Source organism: Collinsella aerofaciens, assembly GCF_015557435.1.
Classification (GTDB): Bacteria; Actinomycetota; Coriobacteriia; order Coriobacteriales; family Coriobacteriaceae; genus Collinsella; species Collinsella aerofaciens_Z.
Genome location: NZ_JADNOH010000043.1, coordinates 1 through 21109, shown reverse-complemented (window position 1 = coordinate 21109; position 21109 = coordinate 1). Strand labels below are relative to the sequence as shown.

The 21109-nt window shown below is 60.3% G+C and carries 18 protein-coding genes; 3 read left to right on the top strand and 15 right to left on the bottom strand.

Annotation, left to right across the window (positions count from 1 at the left end; all coding sequences use genetic code 11):
* Positions 1–321: 321 nt before the first annotated feature.
* The 9 genes from I2G43_RS04000 to I2G43_RS03960 form a co-directional block, all read right to left on the bottom strand.
* Positions 322–711 carry a metal-dependent transcriptional regulator gene (locus I2G43_RS04000; RefSeq protein ID WP_195535171.1) on the bottom strand — a complete coding sequence of 130 codons (390 nt, stop codon included), beginning with the start codon at positions 709–711 and terminating at the stop codon, positions 322–324.
* Between the two features lie 212 nt (positions 712–923).
* Positions 924–1694, bottom strand: coding sequence for a Cof-type HAD-IIB family hydrolase (locus I2G43_RS03995; protein ID WP_195535170.1), 771 nt, complete (start codon positions 1692–1694; stop codon positions 924–926).
* Between the two features lie 6 nt (positions 1695–1700).
* A complete protein-coding gene (locus tag I2G43_RS03990; RefSeq protein ID WP_195535169.1) occupies positions 1701–3560 on the bottom strand; it encodes an ABC-F family ATP-binding cassette domain-containing protein in 1860 nt (619 codons plus the stop codon).
* A gap of 205 nt (positions 3561–3765) precedes the next feature.
* Complete coding sequence (gene pstB, locus I2G43_RS03985; RefSeq protein WP_195535168.1) at positions 3766–4638, bottom strand: phosphate ABC transporter ATP-binding protein PstB; 873 nt, start codon at positions 4636–4638, stop codon at positions 3766–3768.
* On the bottom strand, positions 4635–5561 hold the full coding sequence (gene pstA, locus I2G43_RS03980; RefSeq protein WP_271729218.1) for a phosphate ABC transporter permease PstA: 927 nt from the start codon (positions 5559–5561) through the stop codon (positions 4635–4637). Before pstA ends, pstB begins: the two co-directional genes overlap by 4 nt.
* On the bottom strand, positions 5554–6462 hold the full coding sequence (pstC, locus tag I2G43_RS03975) for a phosphate ABC transporter permease subunit PstC (protein WP_195535167.1): 909 nt from the start codon (positions 6460–6462) through the stop codon (positions 5554–5556). Before pstC ends, pstA begins: the two co-directional genes overlap by 8 nt.
* Positions 6463–6487: 25 nt before the next feature.
* The gene (locus I2G43_RS03970; protein WP_195535166.1) at positions 6488–7426 is read right to left on the bottom strand and encodes a phosphate ABC transporter substrate-binding protein; all 939 of its coding nucleotides are present in this window, start codon (positions 7424–7426) and stop codon (positions 6488–6490) included.
* 409 nt (positions 7427–7835) lie between these two features.
* Complete coding sequence (locus I2G43_RS03965) at positions 7836–9272, bottom strand: M20 family metallopeptidase (protein ID WP_195535165.1); 1437 nt, start codon at positions 9270–9272, stop codon at positions 7836–7838.
* Between the two features lie 54 nt (positions 9273–9326).
* Positions 9327–9989 (bottom strand): HAD hydrolase-like protein, encoded by a 663-nt coding sequence (locus I2G43_RS03960; protein WP_229071549.1) that lies wholly within the window; start codon positions 9987–9989, stop codon positions 9327–9329.
* A 156-nt stretch (positions 9990–10145) separates the two neighbouring features.
* Here I2G43_RS03960 and I2G43_RS03955 point away from each other — a divergent pair, with 156 nt between their 5' ends.
* Positions 10146–11006: a DegV family protein gene (locus I2G43_RS03955; RefSeq protein WP_195535164.1), complete on the top strand. Its 861-nt coding sequence runs from the start codon at positions 10146–10148 to the stop codon at positions 11004–11006.
* Between the two features lie 64 nt (positions 11007–11070).
* On the opposite strand, the gene I2G43_RS03950 is transcribed toward I2G43_RS03955, so the two are convergent.
* A complete protein-coding gene (locus tag I2G43_RS03950; RefSeq protein ID WP_195535163.1) occupies positions 11071–11274 on the bottom strand; it encodes a hypothetical protein in 204 nt (67 codons plus the stop codon).
* Between the two features lie 339 nt (positions 11275–11613).
* On the opposite strand from I2G43_RS03950, the gene I2G43_RS03945 reads away from it, so the two are divergent.
* On the top strand, positions 11614–14598 hold the full coding sequence (locus I2G43_RS03945) for a TOTE conflict system archaeo-eukaryotic primase domain-containing protein (RefSeq protein ID WP_195535162.1): 2985 nt from the start codon (positions 11614–11616) through the stop codon (positions 14596–14598).
* A 64-nt stretch (positions 14599–14662) separates the two neighbouring features.
* Here the strand turns inward: I2G43_RS03945 and I2G43_RS03940 are convergent, their stop codons facing one another.
* The 5 genes from I2G43_RS03940 to I2G43_RS03920 form a co-directional block, all read right to left on the bottom strand.
* Positions 14663–14971: a type II toxin-antitoxin system YafQ family toxin gene (locus tag I2G43_RS03940; protein ID WP_195535161.1), complete on the bottom strand. Its 309-nt coding sequence runs from the start codon at positions 14969–14971 to the stop codon at positions 14663–14665.
* Positions 14972–14974: 3 nt separating this feature from the next.
* Positions 14975–15274: a type II toxin-antitoxin system RelB/DinJ family antitoxin gene (locus I2G43_RS03935; RefSeq protein WP_195535160.1), complete on the bottom strand. Its 300-nt coding sequence runs from the start codon at positions 15272–15274 to the stop codon at positions 14975–14977.
* A gap of 113 nt (positions 15275–15387) precedes the next feature.
* Positions 15388–16146, bottom strand: a complete 759-nt coding sequence (locus I2G43_RS03930; RefSeq protein ID WP_195535159.1) for a TIGR00730 family Rossman fold protein — start codon at positions 16144–16146, stop codon at positions 15388–15390.
* A 213-nt stretch (positions 16147–16359) separates the two neighbouring features.
* Positions 16360–17499, bottom strand: a complete 1140-nt coding sequence (gene tgt, locus I2G43_RS03925; protein ID WP_195535158.1) for a tRNA guanosine(34) transglycosylase Tgt — start codon at positions 17497–17499, stop codon at positions 16360–16362.
* A gap of 436 nt (positions 17500–17935) precedes the next feature.
* The gene (locus tag I2G43_RS03920) at positions 17936–18736 is read right to left on the bottom strand and encodes an SDR family NAD(P)-dependent oxidoreductase (protein ID WP_006235414.1); all 801 of its coding nucleotides are present in this window, start codon (positions 18734–18736) and stop codon (positions 17936–17938) included.
* Positions 18737–19030: 294 nt separating this feature from the next.
* On the opposite strand from I2G43_RS03920, the gene I2G43_RS03915 reads away from it, so the two are divergent.
* Positions 19031–20794, top strand: coding sequence for a hypothetical protein (locus tag I2G43_RS03915; protein ID WP_195535157.1), 1764 nt, complete (start codon positions 19031–19033; stop codon positions 20792–20794).
* Positions 20795–21109 lie beyond the last annotated feature (315 nt).

Below are 21109 nucleotides of genomic sequence, written 5' to 3'. Positions count from 1 at the left end.
CCTCGCGCTGCGGATTGTTTTCAAACCCAAGCCCGGTCCCGGCCTGCGGTGACGTTGCTGGTGGTTCTTGGGCATCGCTTGCTGGCGGGGTTCCTTGTCTGAGTTGGACTTAGTTGGTGGGGCCACTGATCCCGGTCGCTGTCCCGCGCCGTTCCGGCGCGGGAGGCGCGCCTCTTTGGGGACGCAGAGATAGCCCAGCTGTGGTGACGTCACGCACCGATTGCTGCACTTTGGACTGCGTCGGGCTCGTTATTGTCCGAGCCCCCTCTCCCCTTTTCGCTGGTTCGCGCTTTGCGCGAACTCCGCGCTACTGGGGACCTGTTAGGATTCCGTTGTTGAGTTCGACGTCTCTTCCCTGGCGAGCATCGACCTCAGCTTCTCGAAGCTCTCCTCGCTCAGGCAGTGCTCCATGTGACAGCCCTCTTGCGAGGCAACCTCGGGCGTTACGCCTGCGTCCTCTAGCAGACCTACAAAAAAGCAGTGGCGCTCCCACATTTGACGGGCAACCTCAAGACCGCGTTCCGTCAGATGCACGTCGCGTTTGCCCATTTCGACATAGCCGTTGCTTTCCAGCGTCGCCATGGCCTTGGAAACGCTCGCCTTGGTTACGCCGAGGTACTCCGCAACGTCGATCGAGCGCACGGTGCCCTGACGTTCCGACAGAACGTAGATCGATTCGAGATAGTCTTCTCCGGATTCACGCAGGGCCATGGGCCGCCTTTCGCGATGGCTTCTAGTTAGCCTTTGGATACTTTTGCTTGATTTACTTTACCGCAAAAGTTGCCTATGTCTTACTACGTTGTCTAAAAAGTTAACCGTGTTTCACAAAACGCACGGGACGAAAACAAAGCGGGGACACGCCCCGCAAGGAGTGCCCCCGACTGCCGGCGCAAAAGGAACGTCCCCAAGTGCCGAATCCGTAGCTATAGCAGGCCAAAGTGCTCGGCGGCGTTGTAGATGCCGTCGTCGTCTACGACGGTCGTCACGTAGGTCGCTGCGGCCTTCACGGTATCCTGCGCGTTGCCCATGGCCACACTTGTGCCCACGGCCGAGAACATCGACAGGTCGTTCTCGCCGTCGCCAAAGGCGATCGCCTCGCTCGCGTCGACACCCAGGCGCTCCAGCGTCGCTGCCACGCCCAGGTCCTTGCCGCCGTTAGCGGGAATAATGTCGCAGAACAGGTCGCACCAGCGCGTAGTGAGCGAATGCGACACCGCATCGGTCACGATATGCTCGTCGGCAGGATCCACAAAGGCGCAAAACTGGTAGACCGGCGCTTCAAAGGCGTGCTCAAACGGCTCCTCGTGGTAGACGATCCCCGCGTTGTTGCCGGCCGTCACCACGCGCTCGGACAGGCGGTTCACAAACGAGTTCTCGCCCTGCATGCACAGCGAGTCGTAGCGCCCCTCGGCCACCTGGTCCACAATCACCGCGACGTCGTCCGGATCGATCGGGCAGCTGCGGTAAACCCCCTCGGCATCAAAGCAGTGCTGGCCCGAAAGCGTAATGTACGCATCCCAACCCAAGTCGAACAGCCAATCGGGCATCTGGTAGGTCGGGCGACCCGTAGCAATCACGCATGCGATCCCCTGCTCGTGAAAGCTATCGAGCACCCGCTGCGCCGACGCCGGAATCCGGTGCGTCTTAAAGCTCAGCAGCGTGCCGTCGATATCGAAAAACGCGGCTTTGATCATCCTCGTCTACTCCTCGCCCTCGAGCTTTTCGCTCGCCTCGAGCCATGCCATCTCCAGCTCGTCCATGGCGGCGTGGGCCTCGTCGATCTTTGCCTGTTGCTCGCCGAGCGCCGTGTAGTTGGTGGGATCGACCTGAGCCATCGCAGCCTCGGCCTCCTCCACGCGAGCGCGCTGCGTCTCCATCTTGCGCTCGAGCGAGCTCACCTCGCGGCGGAGCTTCTGGCGCTCGGCGTTGGAAAGACCGTTGGGCTGCCCGCTCGTCTTGGGCTTTTCGGCCGCAACCGCTGCGGCGCCGGTGTCGAACGTGCCGGTCTTGGCGCTCGGCGCACCCACGGGCTCGCCCTCGGCGGTGGCGTTGCACAGGCGCAGGTACTGGTCCACGCCGCCGGGCATATGCGTCAGGTGGCCGTCGAGCAGCGCCCACTGCTGGTCGGTCACGCGCTCCATCAAGAAGCGGTCGTGCGTCACCAGGATCAGCGTGCCGGGCCAACCGTCCAGCAGATCCTCGACAATCGCGAGCATGTCGGTATCCAGGTCGTTGCCGGGCTCGTCCAGGATGAGCACATTGGGCTCGTCCAGGATTGTCAGTAGCAGCGACAGGCGACGGCGCTGGCCGCCCGAAAGATCGCCGATGCGACTCCAGAGCTGCTGCGTCGTAAAGCCCAGACGCTCGCAGAGCTTCTCGGGCGAAGTCTCCTTGCCGTCGATGACGTAGTACTTCTTATAGTTGCTGAGCACCTCGCGGATCGTGTCGCCCATGTAGGGCTCGAGCTCCTCGAGCTGCTGCGACAGCACGCCAAAGCGTACCGTCTGGCCAATCTTCACGCGGCCGCGCGTGGGTTCAATCTTGCCCTGAATCACGTCAAGCAGTGTAGACTTGCCGGCGCCGTTCTCGCCCAAAAGACCATAGCGGTCGCCCGCACCAATGAGCCAGGTCACATCGGTGAGCACCTGCTTGGGCGCGCCATCGGTATCCGCATAGCCGGCGTCCACGTCGACCACATCGATGACCTGCTTGCCCAGGCGGCTCACGGCTAGGCGCTTGAGCTCCAGCTCGTCACGTACGGGCGGCACGTCGGCGATGAGTTCGCGAGCGGCATCCACACGAAACTTGGGTTTGGTGGAACGAGCCTGGGCGCCGCGGCTCAGCCACGCGAGCTCCTTGCGCGCCATGTTGCGACGGCGCTCCTCGGTAACGGCGGCCATGCGGTCGCGCTCCACGCGCTGCAGGATATATGCGGAGTAACCGCCCTCGAAGGGATCGACCTGGCCGTCGTGGACCTCCCACATACTGGTGCAGACCTCGTCCAAGAACCAGCGGTCATGCGTGACCACGAGCATGGCGCCCTGACCGCGCTGCCAGCGGGCCTTTAAGTGACGCGCGAGCCAGTTGATGGTGCGCATGTCCAGGTGGTTGGTGGGCTCGTCGAGCATGAGCACGTCGTAGTCGCCGATCAGCAGGCGCGCGAGGTCCACGCGACGGCGCTGACCGCCCGAGAGCTCGCCCACCGTGCCCTCCCAGGACACATCGCTAATAAGGCCGGCCAGGATCTGACGCGTACGCGGGCTCGACGCCCACTCGTACTCGGGCATGTCGCCCACGACGGCATGATGCACGGTATCGGTGTCGACAAGCTGGTCCTTTTGGCCGAGCAGACCGATCGTCGTGCCGCGGCGGTGCGTCACGCGGCCATCGTCGGGCTCCAGCGTGCCGGCGAGCACGCTCAGCAGCGTCGACTTGCCGTCGCCGTTTTTACCGACAATACCAATGCGGTCGCCCTCGCCCACGCCGAGCGTCACGCTATCGAAAATATGCTTGGTGGGAAACTCTAGGCTGATGGAATCGCATCCCAAAAGAATCGCCATATGCCCTGCTCCTTCGTAGAAATTCAACGTTGTCCATGATAGCAGCGAGCCCCACCCCAAACCACCACGAAGGTGCCTGTCCCCTTTGTGGTGGTCGATTCGGTCGCAGAGTAAAAAGGCGGGCCATCTCGCAAAAGAGATGACCCGCCTCTCCAATCAGTCCCGTGGCGACCGTGGCCGCCGCGGGCCTCAAGCATGTCCCGGACTAGGAGAACATGCCGGTGAGGTAATCATTCAGCCGCTTATCCTTGGGCCGTTGGAAAATCTCGTCGGTCTCGTCGTACTCGACCATATCGCCCATGTAGAAGAACGCCGTGCGGTTGGACACGCGCGACGCCTGTTCCATGTTGTGCGTCACGATGACGATGGCGCGGTCGGCAACGATCGATGACATCAGGTCCTCAATCGCCAGCGTCGAGATGGGGTCGAGCGCCGAGCAGGGCTCGTCAAACAGGATCACGTCGGGGTTGAGCGCCAGCGTGCGCGCAATGCACAGACGTTGCTGCTGACCGCCCGAAAGCGCGTAGGCGCTCTTGTCGAGCTTGTCCTTGACCTCGTCCCACAGCGCCGCGCCGCGTAGGCTCTCCTCGACCATGCGATCGAGCTCGTCACGGTCGGTGATGCCGTGGCGCTTGGGCGCAAACGTGATGTTGTCGCGAATAGACTTGCGGAAGGGGTTGGGCTGCTGGAACACCATGCCAATGGAGCGACGCAGCTCGTAGGTGTTCTCGGTCCTGGTGTTCACGTTGCGCCCGCGGTAGTTGATCTCGCCCTCCACGCGGCAGCCGCGAATCTCGCGATTCATCAGGTTGAGGCTGCGCAAGAAGGTCGACTTACCGCAGCCCGAAGGCCCGATGAGCGCTGTGATCTCACCCTTGTGGAAGTCGAGCGACGTGTTGTGCAGCGCATGGTGGTCGCCATAGTACACATTGACGTCCTTGGTGGAGAGCGCGACCTCGTCGCTCACGGCCTTGCCGCTCACGCGAACGCGCTTCTCGCTCTCCCCCACGCTCGACAAAAAGTCCTGGGTCTCGGACGTGACTACCTCGGTTGCGGGCGTTGCATTTATCTCGCTCATTCGGCCGTCATCCTCCTTGCCAGTTGCTTGCCCACGATACGGGCGACTACGTTAAACAGCAGCACGCAAATCATCAGCAGCGCCGCGGTGCCCCAAACGATCTGCTGTGCCTCGGGGCTCCCCTCGCCGTAAATCTTGTAGATGTGCACGGCGAGCGACTCACCGGGGCGGAACACGTTCCAGGCGCAGGTGGGACTCGACAGGTTAAAGCTCAAGAAGTTCAGGCGCACCGGCGAGCTCATGCCCGAGGTAAAGAGCAGCGCCGCGGCCTCGCCAAACACGCGGCCGGCCGAAAGCACGATGCCGGTCACGATGGCAGGCATGGCCTCGGGGATCAGGATGTGCAGCGTGGCCTCCCAGCGGGTAAGGCCCATGGCCAGGCACGCATCGCGCTGGGCCTGCGGCACGTCCTCGAGCGCCTGCTGAATCACGCGCACCAGAATGGGGATGTTGAACATGGTGAGCGCGACGGCGCCGGAGATGATGGAGTACTTCCAGCCCAGCTGCACCGAGAACACCAGAAAGCCGAACATGCCGACGACGATGGACGGCAGCGAGGACAGTGTCTCGATGGCGGTGGAGGCGATGTCGCGGATAGGGCCGTTCGGCGCGTACTCAACCAGAAAGACCGCTCCGCCCAGACTGATGGGCACCGAGATGACCAGAGTGATCAGCAGCAGGTAGAACGAGTCGAATAGCTGGTAGAGCACGCCGCCTTGGGTTCCGTTGGCGCGCGCGGGCTGCGTGAGAAACCCCGGCTGGAACAGCATCGAGACGCCCTCGAACAGGATATAGGCCACCATGGAGATGACGATGAGCATGACGATGGCGACGATTGCCGTCAGCACGCCCGTGGCGATGCGGTCCTGCCTTTGGACCCGCCCGAGTCTCGTCTCGTCGATATGGATGCGCGTGCTAGCCACGAGCCTTCGCCCCCTTGCGGCCGATAAGGTGGATGATCAGGATGAAGATGAGGCTCATGCCCATCAGCAGCAGACCGAGCGCCCACAGAACATCGTCCTGGGCCGAGCCCTCGGCATAGACTGCCATAGACGTGGTGAGCGTGGTGGTGATGGTGGACGCCGGCGACAGCAGCGACGTCGGCATGGCCTCGATGCCGCCGATAACCATGCGCACAGCGAGCGTTTCGCCAAAGGCGCGGGTCATACCGAGGATGACCGCGGTCATGAGCGACGGCATGGCAGACTTGAGTACCACGTGCCAGATGGTCTGCCAGCGGGTATAGCCCAGAGCAAGCGAACCCTGACGGTAGCTGTCGGGCACGGCGCGCAGGCCATCGACCGAAAGGGTGGTCATCGTCGGCAGGATCATGACGGCCAGCACGATGGCGCCAGGCAGGATGCCCAGGCCCGTACTCACGTGGAAAACGCTCTTCATAAGGCCGACGACCACGTGAAAACCGATCAGGCCAAAGACGACCGAGGGAATACCGGTCAAAAGCTCAATGAGCGGCTGAAAGACCTTGGAACCAAACTTAGGGCTAATCTCGACCGCAAAGATGGCAGAGCCGATGGCGATGGGCAGCGCGATGAGCGCGGAGAGCACCATGACCGCAAACGAGGTGACGATCAGAGGCAGGGCGCCGGTGTAAGGCAGACCGTTTTCGGCTGTGTTGGCCAGGTCCCACTTGGTACCGGTGAAAAACTCGACGACCGAGACGCCGTCCTTTACGAAAGCCGAGAGGCCCTTTTGGGCGACCATAAAGATGAGCGCGGCAACGACAAGCGTCACGAGCGCTACGCACGCGCCCGTGACGCCCAGGCCCACGTTCTCAAGGTCGCGCTTTGGCAGCTGTTTTGCCATTGCAAACCTTTCCGGGGGCGAATAATTACTTGGAGGAAACCTTGCCGCTGGCGTCCTTGACGACCTTCATGGCCGAGACGGGGATAAAGCCCTGCTCCTCGACGAGCTTGCCCTGGACGTCGTCGGAAAGCATAAAGTCCAGGAAGGCCTTGGTGGCCTCGTCGGCATCCTTGGAGCAGTACATGTGCTCGGTCGCCCAAATCTTGAAGGAGTCATCGGTGACGTTCTTGCTCTTGGGCTCCACACCCTCGACCTTGACGGCGTTGAACTTGGAGTCATCGAAGTGCGAGAAGTCGAGGTAGGAGATGGCATTGTCAGTGCTGGCGATCTGAGTCTGGACGTCGCCGGACTTGTCGAGCTCGGCGTCGCCCTTAAAGTCGACGGCCTCGTCGCCAAAGACGGCGGCCTCGAAGGTGGCGCGGGTGCCGGAGCCGGCCTTGCGGTTGAGGACGACGATGGTGGCGTCGTCGCCGCCGACCTCCTTCCAGTTGGTGATCTGGCCGGAGAAGATGCCCTTGAGCTGTTCGAGGGACAGATCGTCGACCTTGACGTTCTTGGAGACGACGGGGCCCATGCCCACGACGGCGACCTCGTGGTCGACGAGGTTCTTGACCTGGTCGGCCTCGAGCTTAGTCTCGGCGAAGACGTCGGAGTTACCGATGGTGACGGTACCGGCGGCGACAGCGGTCAGGCCCTTGCCCGAACCGTTGCCCGAACCGGAGATGGAAACGTCGGGGTTGGCGTCCATGAACTTCTCGGCAGCAGCCTCGACGAGAGCCTGGAACGAAGAGGCGCCGTCGTAGGTCACCTCGCCGGAGACGGACTCGGCAGCGGCGGCGCTACCCTTGTCGGTGGCATCGGAAGCGTTGGAGCCACCGCAGCCAACGAGACCGAGACCGACGATGCTGGCAAGACCACCAGCGAGGCCGAGGAACTGACGACGAGAATAAGCCTGATCGAGCATGATCTTCCTTTCATACATGCGACTCGCGGGCACCCTGCCCGCTTTGCTGTTTGGAAAGATACGACCTCGATCGGGCGGCAGCCGCGCCAGCTGCGGTTTCTTACGGGCATCTGATAGACCCTTACCGCAAGCACGGCTCAGCCTTTACAAACGAATAACAATCCCCACCCCAACCATGGCACGCCTTTTACACCAAATAATCCCTTGGGGACGGAGGAGAACGGATCACTTTGCCACAGCGAGGCTCAAGTGATCCGCTCTCCTCCGTCCCCAAGGGATCATGCAAGTTTATATCCAAGCAAAATGTTGGGGTTTCCCATGTGCCCGAGATTGCCCCGAAAGAGGAGCGCCGCGTACTTTGGTACGCAAGCGACGGTTTGAGGGGCAAGGTCGGGTGCCTGGGGAAGCCCTACAGTTCAAGTTCGTTTAGACGGAGGATCGCCACAATATAGATCTTGAGCGCTTGTTTGAGCTGGTCCTCGTTGGCGCACTCGTTGGGGCCGTGCATCTGGCCGCCCCACGCGGGCAGCTCCAGGCCGGTCTCCTCGGGACCAAACGACACGGCGCGGGCAAAGTTGCGCGCGTACGTGCCGCCGCCCATGGCGAAGGGCTCGGCGTGCTTGCCCGTAAACTCGTTATAGGTGTCGATGAGCGCCTTCACGGCCGGATCGTCGGCGGACACCGAGAACGGCACCTTAGCACGGCCCAAGCGACACGTCACGCCAAAACGCCCGACGAGCGGCTCCAGCTGCTCGCAGATGGTGTCGGCGCTGGTGCTATCGGGGAAGCGCACGTCAATAACCTGCTCAATATGGCCATCCGCCACGCGGATGACGCCGGGATTGCAGGTGAGCGGGCCAAACGCCGCGCTCGTCGCATCAATCCCTAGGCCGCGGCCATAGGCATCCGCGTGCACGAAGGCCAGGAACTTGACAAACTCGTGCTCGGCAGGCGTCAGCAGGCGCTCGTCACGCGCACCAAATGCGTCCTCGACCTCGCGCAGGTACGCCACGATCAGGCCGACGGCATTGATCGTACCCTCGGGCATCGAGGCGTGGCCGCCGATACCGTGGGCGAAAATCTGTGCATTGCCATTCTCGAGCGCCGTGATCTCCAGACGGTCGGCGTTCTCGACCGGCGCCGGCAGCTCCTCGGCGGCAATCGCAAGCTCACAAATGGACTGCGACGGAATGGCATTGCTCGCCTCGGCACCGCTCCAGGACACAATGCGCCCGCCGTCGATCTTGGGGCTCACAAACGTCGCCCCAAACTGGCCCTTCTCGGCATTGCAGACCGGGAACTCGGCATCGGGCGTAAACAAAAAGTCGGGGTTGGGGTAGTTCTCCAGATAATGGTGAACGTCGGACATGCCCACTTCCTCGTCGCAGCCCAGCAGCGCGCGGAAGGTGTAGCGCGGGGTAATGCCGTGCTTGAGCAGGTAGGCGCCGGCGTAGAGCGACAGCACGGCCGGGCCCTTGTCGTCAATCACACCGCGACCGAGCAGCCAGCCCTCGCGACGCTCCATCGCAAACGGGTCGGTGTTCCAACCCGGACCGGCGGGCACCACGTCCACGTGGCAGATGGTCGCGAGCTGTTTGTCGCCGCGGCCCGGGATATCGGCGATGCCCACATAACCCTCGTCGTCGCTCGTCTGGTAGCCGAGCTTTTGCGCGATGCCGAGCGCGCAATCGAGTGCGTCACGGACCGGGCGGCCAAACGGCGCACCGGGCTCCGCATCGGCAGAAACCGCCACGGACGGATAACTCACCAGTTGCTCAATATCGGCGACGACATCCTCCCAGACCTCGTCGACATACTCGGCGACGCTCTGCTCCACCTGATTCATGGACAACCTCCCAACCAATGAGCAGCGAGCGCGCCCGCCCCTCACATCAGATACTTATATAGAGAAAAGTTTAGCAAGCTCGGCCACCGAGTGCACCACCGCGTCGGCGCCCGCGGCCTCGTGCTCCCCCGGCGCCGCCGCGCCCGAATAGATGCCGATGCACGGCACGCCCATCGCGTGCGCGCCCTCCACATCGTTAAAGCGATCGCCGATCATCACGGCCTCGTCCGCAGTCGCGCCCAGGGCAGCCAGCGCGTCGCGGACCGAATCCGCCTTGGTCTCGCGCCCCTGCGGCGGATTCATGCCAACCACGGCATCGAACTGGCAAAGCCCCAGCTCATGCACCATGTCGATGCACTTCGCTTCCATGCGCGACGTCGCCACCGCCATGCGATGTCCCTGCGCGACAAGACCGTCGAGCAGTTGGGGGATCCCGTCGAACACGGGATACTCCTCCGGCCCCAACTCGTCAAAAAAGGCGCGGTACTCGTCGGCCACCACGAGCGACTCCTCGCGCGTAAAGCCGTAAAAGTCGTGAAAGCTCTTCCACAGCGGGGGTCCGATCATGCGGCGCAAGTCACCCATCTGCACTTCCGAAAACCCGCGCGCAGCCAGCGTCTTGCGCGTCGAGGTCATCACCGCCCGTCCCGTGTCGGCCACCGTGCCGTCAAAATCGAACAGCACGACCGGCCGCTCGCATAGCTGTAATGCCGCCATCGACATCCCTCTTCCCCAATTGGCGATTTCCACACCGACGCTTCAAACCGTTGACTATTCAACAATTAAAGCTGGCAATGTGGAACAACTCCACTATACTTGACGCACTTTGCTCTCAATCGGCGGCGCGCAGGCGCCCCATCGAAAGGTGCAATTATGTCTTTTGCCATCATAACCGACTCCACGTCGGACATCCCCCCCGCCCGCGCCCAAGAGCTCGGCATCTATGTGATTCCGCTGCATGTGATTATCGAAGGCGAGGACCTGCTCGACCAGGTGCAGATCACCGCCGAGGAGTACGTCGCCCGCATGGCCGGCTCCGAGCAGCTGCCGCACACCTCGCAGCCGAGCGCCGGCGAGTTCAAGGAGCTCTTCGATCGCGTGCGCGCCGACGGCCACGACAGCGCCATCTTTATCTCACTATGCAGTGAGTGGTCGGCCTGCTACGCCAACGCGTGCCAGGTGGCCGATACCCACGAGCTCGACGTGCGCTGCATCGATTCGCGCACCGGCTCGGGCGCCGAGGGCCTGCTAGTGGAGTACGCACTCGCCATGCGCGAGGACGGCCGCAGCCTAGACGAGACCGAGGCGCAAATCCGCGCGACCCTGCCCGACGCTCATCTGCTGCTGATTCCCCGCACGCTCGAGAACCTCGTCAAGAACGGCCGCGCCCCCAAGCTCGCCGGCCAGCTCACGCAGATGCTCAACATTCGCCTGGCCGTTTCGCCGGAATGGCAGTCGGGCGAGATCAAGGCCATCAAGAAGGGCCGCGGCGCCAAGCGCATCGTCGCCAACACCATGGCCGACTGCCTCGCGTTTTTGGCCGAGCATCCGGGCTCCAGCGTGCGTGTGCTCACGACCGGCGCCACCGAGGAGCAGGAACTCGTCAACCAGGCGCTCGCGGGCAAGGACTACGTCGATGCCGGCACCGGCCCCATCGGCTGCACCATCGCGACCCACGTAGGCGTCGACGCCATCGCCATCAGCTACTGCCCCCGCTACCAGCCCACCCGCTAGGAGCACCCCCATCACTTGCGGTGAAATAGGGACTCTTTTTGGCTTATCAGCCGCAAATCAATCCCTATTCCACCGCAACTTTTTTTGCCGCGCGCTGCCCACATACAAGATATTGCTGGCGATCGGCGCGTTCCCAGCTGTTTGGGGAGCTTTGATTGGCCCCGACGATACCCAGTGGGCAAAAAATGGCAAATATGAGTACTGTCACAATTTTAGTAACAGCAAAATCTAGCTGAAATTGCCCGCTTCCACCGATTTCAAGCTCCAAAAAGCCCCGAATCGTCGTGTTTAGGGGGTTTAATATATGCAATCGTTGTCAATTGGTCTTAAATACTTTCCACATGATATGGTACTAACCAAGCAACAGTACTCATATTTGCCATTTTTTACCCACCGGGTCCGAATGAAGCCCGCTCTGTATGCCTCCGGCTACCCACATGACCGCAAATCCTGGTTATCAAGGGCCGTCGCGCGCTTTGACATCGACCGAAAGCCGCTCGCGGAATAATCCCTCGCCATTAGCGAACTTGAATCGAAATTAGATATCCCAAAAAGCCGCAATGCCGTACCCTCGTCTCAACAACTCCAGTACAAGGACGGCATTCAAATGGGCAACACCATGCATCAATACGCCCTCTTTGGGACCGCACAATTTAAATACGATCAGACGATCACGCATATATCGGACCAACACCGACAAATCGTCATTTGCAACAACGGTTCAGACGTACGCTACGTCACTCTTGAAGAGTGGGAAGAAGCTGGCGCTTTGTTCGATGAACGAGCGCAAATCGAGGGCATCGTCACCAGCGCGAGCCCAGCACGTGACAAACTCGAGCTCTTTCGCAGTCTCTTTACTTGCCGCAAAGATGTTTACGCTCATGGATATCGCAGAAAAGACGGGGGCATCGGCTATACGCCCGCTTGCGCAAATGAGTGGAAACCGGGAATTTGCCCCAAAGCAGCCCAACAAAGAATCAGATGCGCGGAGTACACAAATCGCGTCTTCTCCGAATTAAGCGATGCCACAATCATCGCTCACTTTAAAGGCAAGGACGACCGATTCCGTGACGTCCTCGGGCAATATGTGCTCGACAGGAACTGCAACACGAAAGTTCTCGTCATCGATTTTGACAAAGCGGACTGGAAAGAGGCAACAAATGCCGTACGGCTTGTTGCAAAACGACGGGGCATTAACGCCGCCGTTGAGCGCTCAAGGTCCGGCAACGGCGCACACATCTGGTTTTTCTTTCTCGAGCCAATCAGTGCAAAGGCCGCCAGAGAGTTTGGAAGTTACCTCATAACCGAAGCCGCGGCGCTTAATAAAACAATCACGTTCGAGGCCTTTGATCGAATGCTCCCCGCTCAGGTCACTATCCCCGATGGAGGGTTTGGAAACCTCATCGCACTTCCCTTTCAAGGCAAGGCACAACGTGAAGGAAACAGCGTATTTGTAGACGAGCAATTCGAGCCCTTTCCCGACCAATGGCTCTACCTGTCCCAAATCCAGCTGATTCCGCGCTCGACGGTGCATAATTTGATCGAGGCCACTGGAAACAACCCACACGGGCTAGCAACAGTTGCGGTGGCAAACAAAACCAAACGATATGCCCAAAAACCACGAAAGCGGCTACCGCTCACATCGCGAGACTTTCCCTCATCGCTGCCCGTCACACAAGCCGATATGCTGTACATCCCCGAGAAGTCTCTGAGTCCAGCGGCTCAAATGGAAATCCGCGGGCTCGCAACATTCGCCAACCCGGAATTCTTCCGCGCGCAATCTATGCATCAATCAGTATTCGGTAAACCGCGGCTCATAGACCTCAGTGAGCTTAGAGGCGGCTGTGTCGCGATTCCCAGAGGCTGCAAAACCAAGCTTGAGCAGCTGCTCCAAGAAACCGGCGTTACTGCCCACTATTTAGACGAACGCCAATCCGATAATCAAATTGTGATGACATTTAAAGGCGCCCTTCGCCCTGAACAGCAAATCGCCGCTGACCAGATGCTCTCGTACGAAGATGGAATCATGTCAGCGCCGACGGGCTTCGGTAAAACCGTCATCGGGGCTTATCTTATTGCCGCCATTGGTCTTCCAACGCTCGTCATCGTTCCCAAGACTGCACTCATAACCCAATGGAAATCCCAGCTCGAGCGATTTATCGACATTACGGACAACAGAGAACCCGTCCGAACCCCAAAAGGACGAATCAGCAAGAGGCAGCCTCCGGTCATCGGACAAATAGGAGGAGGCAAAAATGCCGTAAGCGGCCTCGTCGACGTCGCTTCGTTCCAGTCGCTGTCTGGCAAAGACCCTCAAACCGGGGAGCCGATAGTTAAGGACCTTGTTCGTAATTACGGCCTCATTATCTGCGACGAATGTCACCACGCCGCCGCGCCACAGCTCGAGCTTGTTCTCAAGTCTGCCCCGGCCAAATACGTATACGGCCTTTCCGCAACGCCCGAGCGCTCCGACGGCCTTACGAGGGCGCTCTCCATGCTTTGCGGCCCGCTTCGCTATGTCATCGATCCAAAAACGCAAGCGATCCAGCAGGGCATCCAGCGCATCGTACGGCCTCGTTTTACCGGAATTCGACTACCCGCCTACGAGTCAGGTGCAAGCTTCAATCAGATTCTCGACCTTCTGTGCGCGCATGCAGCTAGAAACGAATTGATTGTCAACGACGCTCTTGAAGCCGCGTCAAACAGTCGGCATCCGCTCGTGCTGTCTAAAAGGAAAAAGCATGCTGAGGAGCTGTTCAGACTGTTTAAAGATCGAGGACACGAACCCATTCTCCTGACCGGAGAAATCGACGTCAAGGAAAGAAGAGCGATACTGAACAGTCTTCCCTGCTTCGAGCATGAACATCGAATCATCGTCGCCACCGAAAGCCTTCTGGGCGAGGGCTTCGATCTGTCCTACCTTGACACTCTCCTCATTGCCACGCCGATATCGTGGGACGGCAGCATCACGCAGCAGGCGGGCAGACTGCATAGAAGTCACGAGGGCAAGCGGCGGGTTGAGATATTCGACTACGTTGACCTGTCGATACCCATGCTCGCCCGCATGTACCAGAAGAGGCTCAAGACGTACGCCAAGCTTGGGTACGAAGTCTACGTGACCGGAGGCAGCGAGCAGTCCGATCAAAACATTCTTATAGAGCCGACGAATGCCGTAGAGACATTGGTTGACGACATTGCCGGCGCCGCCAAGAGCATCTTTATTGCCGCGCCCTACGCATCCGCCGCCTGCCTCGCAAAGCTCGGCGATACAATCAGAGGTGCCATTGCCCGAGGGATTGCCTTTGAGATTTACGTTGCCTCGACTCCACGTGAAGATGCAAAAGAGACTTTGGCCGAAATGAACGTCGAGTATGCCATTAGAGCAGAAGGGCGTTTGTGTGCAGTGATAATTGACGAAGAAACTGTCTGGTACGGAACGATCCCGCTGCTAGCTTTCCCAAAGAACGAAGACTGCAGCATCAGGTTCAAAAACAGCGAGATCGCAGCGGAGCTCTTAGACGAAGTCAGCCACAAGGGGAAGCCAGATGCCGCGTCAACAGACGGAACATCTCCATCACTTGCGGTGGAATAGGGACTGTTTTTGGCTCATCAGCCGCAAATCAATCCCTATTTCACCGCAACTTAGAAGTGAGTGGCTAGCTCAGTGGGCCCTGAAATAACTCTTGATGCGAACCCATTCTTACCAGTCGAATCACCGGATTGGTTTTATGCGGCAGGTAGAGAACGACCACGTCGACCAGGCCATCGGAAAGATGAAAATCGATGTGACCGTTGTAATTGCCGCCCGGGTTGGAGAGCTCGTGGGCACCGTACTCTGCCGGAAGCACGCCGTGTGCCGCAAGCTCGGCAACTGCCGCCTTAAACTCGGTTTTTAGCTGCGGGTGGCTCTGCATCGCTCGCTTATAGTCGGCCTTAAACTGAGCCTCGACCTTAATTTCAAACATCGTCTAATCCTCATCGAGGAACGACATCAACTCATCAACGTTATCGAATGACGGGCTGTCGTCTGGCAGAATCCCCAGCTCACGAGCCTCGGCGATCACCATAGCGCGCCTCGTCGCCTCGTTGGGTACCTCCGGCCGCCCCACAATCTCAAACGGAATCTTCCGCTGGTTCACAAGCTGCCGAACAGCAAGGTTGAGATACGAATTAAGGTTCAGGCCAACCGAATCTAAAAACTCAGTCGCCTGCTCCTTAAGCCCCTCCTCGATGCGGACCGTCGTGGGCTTAATCGTTGCAGTAGACATACGCGACCTCCTCGCCCTCGTCTTTTGCATCAGTATACCCAATAAAAATGGCAATCTGATGTTAGATAGCATCAGATTGCCATGCATATTCATGTCGCAGCGGCACGATTGCTCTACATCAGCCCGCTCAGGGCGACGTCGACCGCTTCGTTGAGGTCGTCGGTGATGTGCACCAGATCAGGATCGAGCGGGCTGATCATGCCGGCATCCATCACCGGACCGTTGAGCCAGTCGAACAGGCCCTGCCAGTATTCGCTGCCCACCAGCACGAGCGGCATGCGCTTGACCTTGTGCGTCTGCACCAGCGTGAGCACCTCGAACATCTCGTCGAGCGTACCAAAGCCACCGGGAAACACGATAGCGCCCGAGCTGTATTTGACGAACATGGTCTTGCGCACAAAGAAGTAACGGAAGTCCATGCCAAGGTTCACATATTTGTTGAGCCCGTGCTCGTGCGGAAGCTCGATACCCAAGCCGACCGACTTGCCGTTGGCGCTCGCCGCTCCCCTGTTGGCCGCCTCCATGACGCCGGGACCACCGCCGGTGATAACCGCCACGCCGCGCTGGGCGATCTTGCGGCCAACGGCGCGTGCCGCCTTGTAGAGCGGATCGGTCTTGGGCGTGCGGGCACTGCCGAAGATGGTCACTGCAGGACCAAGCTCGGCAAGTGCGCCAAAACCATCAACGAACTCTGCCTGAATGCGCAGCACGCGCCAGGGGTCGGTGTGCAACCAGTCGGTCGAGTCCTCGGGCGCCAGCAGGTTGGCGTAGGTGTTGTCCTTGGGAATCATGGGGCCGCGCATGACCACGGGGCCGCGGCGGTACGTCTCGTCGTAGGCAGGCTCGCCCTCGACGTTCTCATTCTTAATCATGGGTACTCCTATCGAGAAAAAGAAAAGCGGGCGGGGTCGACGCCATGCGTCAAACACCCGCCCGAACATCAACTATTCGGTATGGTACCCACGATGCATCAAGCACTTGCAAGCTATCGGTCAGCGGTCGCGCAAGCGGTGTTAGCAAACGTGATGACCGGCCGGCGCTCGCCCCTTGCCGTTGCCCGCGCTCTGCAAGCGCCCGTGCTGCTCTTAGTAATCCACCGCCGCAGGGCTGTTCATCCAGTCGCTCACGAACGCGCCGTAGCGGCCCTCGATAATGGCCTGGCGGGCCCGCTGCATAAGGTTGAGCAGGTAGTAGATGTTGTGCATCGAAAGCAGAATGCCGCCGAGCATCTCCTTCTGCGTGACCATGTGACGGATGAGCGCACGGCTGTAACCGCCCGTGCACACCGGGCAGGTGCAGGTGGGATCGATGGGACCGTCGTCGTGCGCAAAGCGAGCGTTGCGGAAGTTGAGGCGACCCTCGCTGGAGAATGCCGTGCCCATACGGCCGGTGCGCGTCGGCAGCACGCAGTCAAACATGTCGATGCCCACGCCAACGCCGCGCACGAGCGTGGTCGGGTTGCCGACGCCCATCAGGTAGCGCGGCTTGTGCTTGGGCATGTACTCGGAGGCCAGCGGCGCCAGCGTCTCGAACATGGTCTCGTGGTCCTCGCCCACCGAGTAGCCACCGATACCGTAGCCGGGGAAGTCGCCGCACTCCTCCAGGTGGCGCAGCGAACGCAGGCGCAGGTCCAGATGCATGCCGCCCTGGACGATGCCAAAGAGCGCCTGGTCATCGCGGGTGTGCGCCTTATAGCAGCGCTCGGCCCACATGCTCGACAGCTCAACGGCGCGCTCAACGTAGGCGCGCGTGGCGGGATAGCCCGGGCACTGGTCGAGCTGCATGCAGATATCGGAGCCGAGTTTCATGGCGATTTCCATGTTGTCCTCGGGCGTCCAAAACACGTGGCGGCCGTCGTAATCGTTGACGATAAAGCGCACGCCCTCATCGGTGAGCTTGACGGCATCGTTGTGGCTGAAGACCTGGAAACCGCCCGAGTCGGTGAGGATGGGGCCGTGCCAGTTCATGAACTTGTGCAGGCCGCCCAGCTCGGCGATGGTATCCTCGCCGGGACGCATGGACAGATGATAGGTATTGGCGAGCACGATCTGGGCGCCGAGCTTCTTGACAGTCTCGGTAGGAATGCCCTTGACGTTTGCCTTGGTGCCCACGGGCATAAAGATCGGCGTCTCGATGTCGCCGTGCGGGGTGTGCAGTACGCCGGCGCGCGCGTGCGTCGTCGGATCCTCGGCAATCAGGTCGAATTTAAAAAGGTTCTGGTCCATAAACTGGAACTCCTTGGTTGCGGTTCATACGCAAACCATTATACGGGCAACCCGCAAGAAGCACCGACTCGACAGAAACTGGTGCGAGGAGGATACGGCAGGGACACGGCAAATGAGCGTGGATTTTTGGACGCTTACCGGATGAGCGTGGATAATCTCCCACTTTTGCCCAAAGCACAGCCCAAAAACGGGAGATTATCCACTTTCATTCTGCGGGCACTCATTTAAGTACGTCCCCGATGAGTGGAGCTATTTACCAGCCACGGCAACGCCGATATTTTGGCAACGTCAGCGAGCGGGTCGCATTTGAGACAAGGTGCCGTGAAATGAAAGGGCGCTGACCTTCTGGTCGCGCCCTTGAAATTGAACGGCAGATTGTCCAAATGCGGCCCGCACAGCGTCGGCCGGTCCGCCGTTCGGTAGAACGGCGGAACCCCTAAGGACGCTGGCCCATGCCACCCTCGAGGGTGACGGTCTCGCCGTTCATATACTTAAAGTCGGGACCGCAGAGCTGAACGACAACGCGGCCGATTTCCTTCTCGACGTCGCCGTAGTGACCCGCCGGCGGCATGTGGACGTTGGCCTTGAACGCCTCGGGATAGGCATCCTGGAAGTTCTCGAGCGCGGCGGTCCAAGCAAGCGGGCAAACGATATTGACGTTGATGCCGTCCTTGCCCCACTCGTTGGCAGCGACGCGGGTCAGACCGCGGATGCCCTCCTTGGCAGCGGCGTAGCTGCACTGGCCATAGTTGCCAAACAGGCCGGCGCCCGAAGCAAAGTTGACCACGGAGCCCTTGGTCTCCTTCAGGTGCGGGTAGGCCTTCTGCATGTACAGGTAGGTGGCATACAGACCGGAGTAAATGGCCAGGTTAAACTGGTCCATGGTGTGATCGGCAATGGTCACGCCCGAGGCGCTGGCCTGAGCATTGTTGACGACGGCGTCGATGCGGCCGAACTCCTCAATAGCCTTGTCGATGACGTTCTGGACGACGGCCTCGTTGTCCTGACCAGCCGAGACATCGGCCTGAACAGGCAGAACCTTGACACCGTACTCGGCCTCGAGAGACTCCTTGGCGGCCTCGAGCTTGGCGACGTTGCGGCCAGTGATGACAAGGTTCGCGCCCTCCTTGGCAAATGCGATATCGATGCCGTAGCCGATGGAGCCAGCGGAGCCGTCCTTAAGCGTGGCCTTGCCGCCGCCGGTAACGATCACGGTCTTACCAGTGAAAAGTCCCATATAAAGTCCTTTCAAATCGCGACGGGCCTGCCCGTCGACTGCGCGCATCCAACTTCACGCGCCAAAAGCTGAAATGCAACTTTAGCGGGTTCAAGTGAAAAGAAAAGGCCTCGGCAGGCGAACGGCATAACGTCTTTCGGCGAAGGGATTGTCAAGTACAAACTGGATAAAGTGGCCGAGTTTTTGCTATCGACGCGAGCCATCGAACACGTTTTGAAACTTTGCTGCAGCGCGCGGGATGTCGGCGCGAGACTTTATCATAGGGTGACAAACAACGATGAGGAGCACATGCCTATGACAGACGAGCTGGACCCCCAGACTCAACAGCATATTGATGATTCCGCAGACGTCACTGCAGATGCTGACGCTGTGACCTGCGATGATATTGGCCTCGACGACCCCATCTTAGACGAAAGCGCTACGGCGGAAACCCCCGGCGCCGAAGATGCAGGCGAGCAAAACGACGATGCGCCCGCTCAGGACGACCACCCCGTACAGGATACTGCTCCGCAAGCTGCGGGCCCTATCGAGGTTTCTTCGGAAGAAGAGCTCGACGCCGTCATGGACTCCATGATGGATGCCGTCAAAGCGATGAAAGACGCCGTGGCCGACGCTGACGTTGACGCCGAGGAAGAGGAGGCCGCCGAGGCGGCCTCGACCTTTGTACCCGGCGAGACTCCGGTTGCCGACCAGGGCAGCACCATGCCCTCGTTTCTGCAGCTCGAGCATCCCACGATTGGCGCCGATGCGGTCGACCCGCACGCAGCAGGCTTTTCTGTGATCGAGGGCGGTACCGGCAATATCGCCGTGCCGCAGGCTGCCGATGCGGACGCTGCCGACACCGCTCGCCCGACCGCCCCGCACTCCTCCGCCGCGAGCCGCGATCTGGGGACCGCTGTCTCGAACACTGCGAACGCCGTGGGCACCTTTATCGCCCAGGGCGCCTCGGCCATGCGCGAGATGAACGCCGCGAAAAAGGCACTTGCCGATGCCCGCGCCCACCTGGCCGAACTTGAGCAGCGCATTGCCGATCAGGCCGAGGAACTCGAGACGCGCCAGGATATCGCAGGCCGCTACGACCAGATCGTCGCCGACCAGCGTCAGGCGATCGCCACAGCGCAAAAGACCGCTGCGGCAGCCGAGATTGACCGTGATGCCCACGCCGCCAAAGCGACAGAGCTCAAGGGTCAACTCGAACAAATGAAGACAGAGGATGACGCGACTGAGCTCCGTCTGAAGGCCGCGCTCGATGCCGTGGAGGCCCGCGAGGCGAGCTCGCGCGAGACCGGCAACCGCCTCGTTCGACGTCTTGAGGATTCCAAGCGCATCCGCGACAAGGTGAAGGCAGAGCGAGACGCCGGCATTGCCGCCGCACAACAAACCGTCGACGCCACGCGCGCCCAGCTCGAGACGCTGCGTCATGAGTATGCCGAGCTGCAACGCAATCCCTCGGCAAATCCCGCCAACTATACGGTGCGCACCAGCGAGCTCTCGATGCAGATTTCCGACACGGCAGATGCCCTGCGTAAAGCCGAAGAAGATGTCCCGCGCATCACCGCCGACCTTGAGCATTCACTTGCCGCAGCCGAGCAGGCCGTCGAGCAGGCTCAAGCCCCTATCGCCGACGCAAAACGCGCGCACCAAGCCGTGACGACCGAAGCCGATGCCGCGCGCGACGAGCTGCAGTCCGCAAAAACTGCCGCTGCGACGCGCCAGCGAGAGCTGCGCGAAAAGATTGCCACGCAGGACAAGGCACGCCGCGAGCAAGAGCAGGCCATCGCAAACGCCCGGGCAGATGCCGCGCATGCGCAGTCGATTATCGAGCAGGCGACCGAGGTGCACGATCATCCCGAGATCACCGAATCGCTCGCCGGGTCCTTGGCACGTGACAAGGCCGAGCATACCGAGACCGAGCGCGAAGTTGCCCAACTCGAGGCCGCCGAAGACGACGTGCGTAAGCGAACCCGCGACTCACGCATCAAATTCACCGGCGCCATCGTCTGCATCGTCGCCGCAATCCTGGCGATCATCCTAGTCTGGCTGTTCGCAAGCAAGTAGTCATTGGGGACGTTCTTAAACGACTAGTCAAACAAGAACGTCCCCAACGACTAGCCCAATGACGAGAGTGGATAATCTCCCACTTTGAGCCCCCAAGCAGGCCAAAAACGGGAGATTATCCACTCTCATTCTGCAGGCACTCATTTAAGTACGTCCCCAATGAGTACCTGCCGATGCTTTGGCAAAGTCAGCGAAAACGCCCCTAAGCGAGCAAGGTGACGTGAAAGAGGAGGGCATTGACCTTCTGGTCATGCCCGACGATTGAACGTCAGATTGCCGCTTAGGGGCGTTTGCAGCGTCGAGCAGTTACGCGGT

What these genes read in the sequence shown, in the direction of transcription:
- I2G43_RS03955 (WP_195535164.1), top strand. Translation starts at nt 10,146, where the DNA reads ATGTCTTTTGCCATCATAACCGACTCCACGTCGGACATCCCCCCCGCC.
- I2G43_RS03970 (WP_195535166.1), bottom strand. Translation starts at nt 7,426, where the DNA reads ATGCTCGATCAGGCTTATTCTCGTCGTCAGTTCCTCGGCCTCGCTGGT.
- I2G43_RS03935 (WP_195535160.1), bottom strand. Translation starts at nt 15,274, where the DNA reads ATGTCTACTGCAACGATTAAGCCCACGACGGTCCGCATCGAGGAGGGG.
- I2G43_RS03995 (WP_195535170.1), bottom strand. Translation starts at nt 1,694, where the DNA reads ATGATCAAAGCCGCGTTTTTCGATATCGACGGCACGCTGCTGAGCTTT.
- I2G43_RS03990 (WP_195535169.1), bottom strand. Translation starts at nt 3,560, where the DNA reads ATGGCGATTCTTTTGGGATGCGATTCCATCAGCCTAGAGTTTCCCACC.
- pstC (WP_195535167.1), bottom strand. Translation starts at nt 6,462, where the DNA reads ATGGCAAAACAGCTGCCAAAGCGCGACCTTGAGAACGTGGGCCTGGGC.
- I2G43_RS03945 (WP_195535162.1), top strand. Translation starts at nt 11,614, where the DNA reads ATGGGCAACACCATGCATCAATACGCCCTCTTTGGGACCGCACAATTT.
- pstB (WP_195535168.1), bottom strand. Translation starts at nt 4,638, where the DNA reads ATGAGCGAGATAAATGCAACGCCCGCAACCGAGGTAGTCACGTCCGAG.
- tgt (WP_195535158.1), bottom strand. Translation starts at nt 17,499, where the DNA reads ATGGACCAGAACCTTTTTAAATTCGACCTGATTGCCGAGGATCCGACG.
- I2G43_RS03915 (WP_195535157.1), top strand. Translation starts at nt 19,031, where the DNA reads ATGACAGACGAGCTGGACCCCCAGACTCAACAGCATATTGATGATTCC.
- I2G43_RS03920 (WP_006235414.1), bottom strand. Translation starts at nt 18,736, where the DNA reads ATGGGACTTTTCACTGGTAAGACCGTGATCGTTACCGGCGGCGGCAAG.
- I2G43_RS03965 (WP_195535165.1), bottom strand. Translation starts at nt 9,272, where the DNA reads ATGAATCAGGTGGAGCAGAGCGTCGCCGAGTATGTCGACGAGGTCTGG.
- I2G43_RS04000 (WP_195535171.1), bottom strand. Translation starts at nt 711, where the DNA reads ATGGCCCTGCGTGAATCCGGAGAAGACTATCTCGAATCGATCTACGTT.
- I2G43_RS03960 (WP_229071549.1), bottom strand. Translation starts at nt 9,989, where the DNA reads ATGGCGGCATTACAGCTATGCGAGCGGCCGGTCGTGCTGTTCGATTTT.
- I2G43_RS03930 (WP_195535159.1), bottom strand. Translation starts at nt 16,146, where the DNA reads ATGATTAAGAATGAGAACGTCGAGGGCGAGCCTGCCTACGACGAGACG.
- I2G43_RS03940 (WP_195535161.1), bottom strand. Translation starts at nt 14,971, where the DNA reads ATGTTTGAAATTAAGGTCGAGGCTCAGTTTAAGGCCGACTATAAGCGA.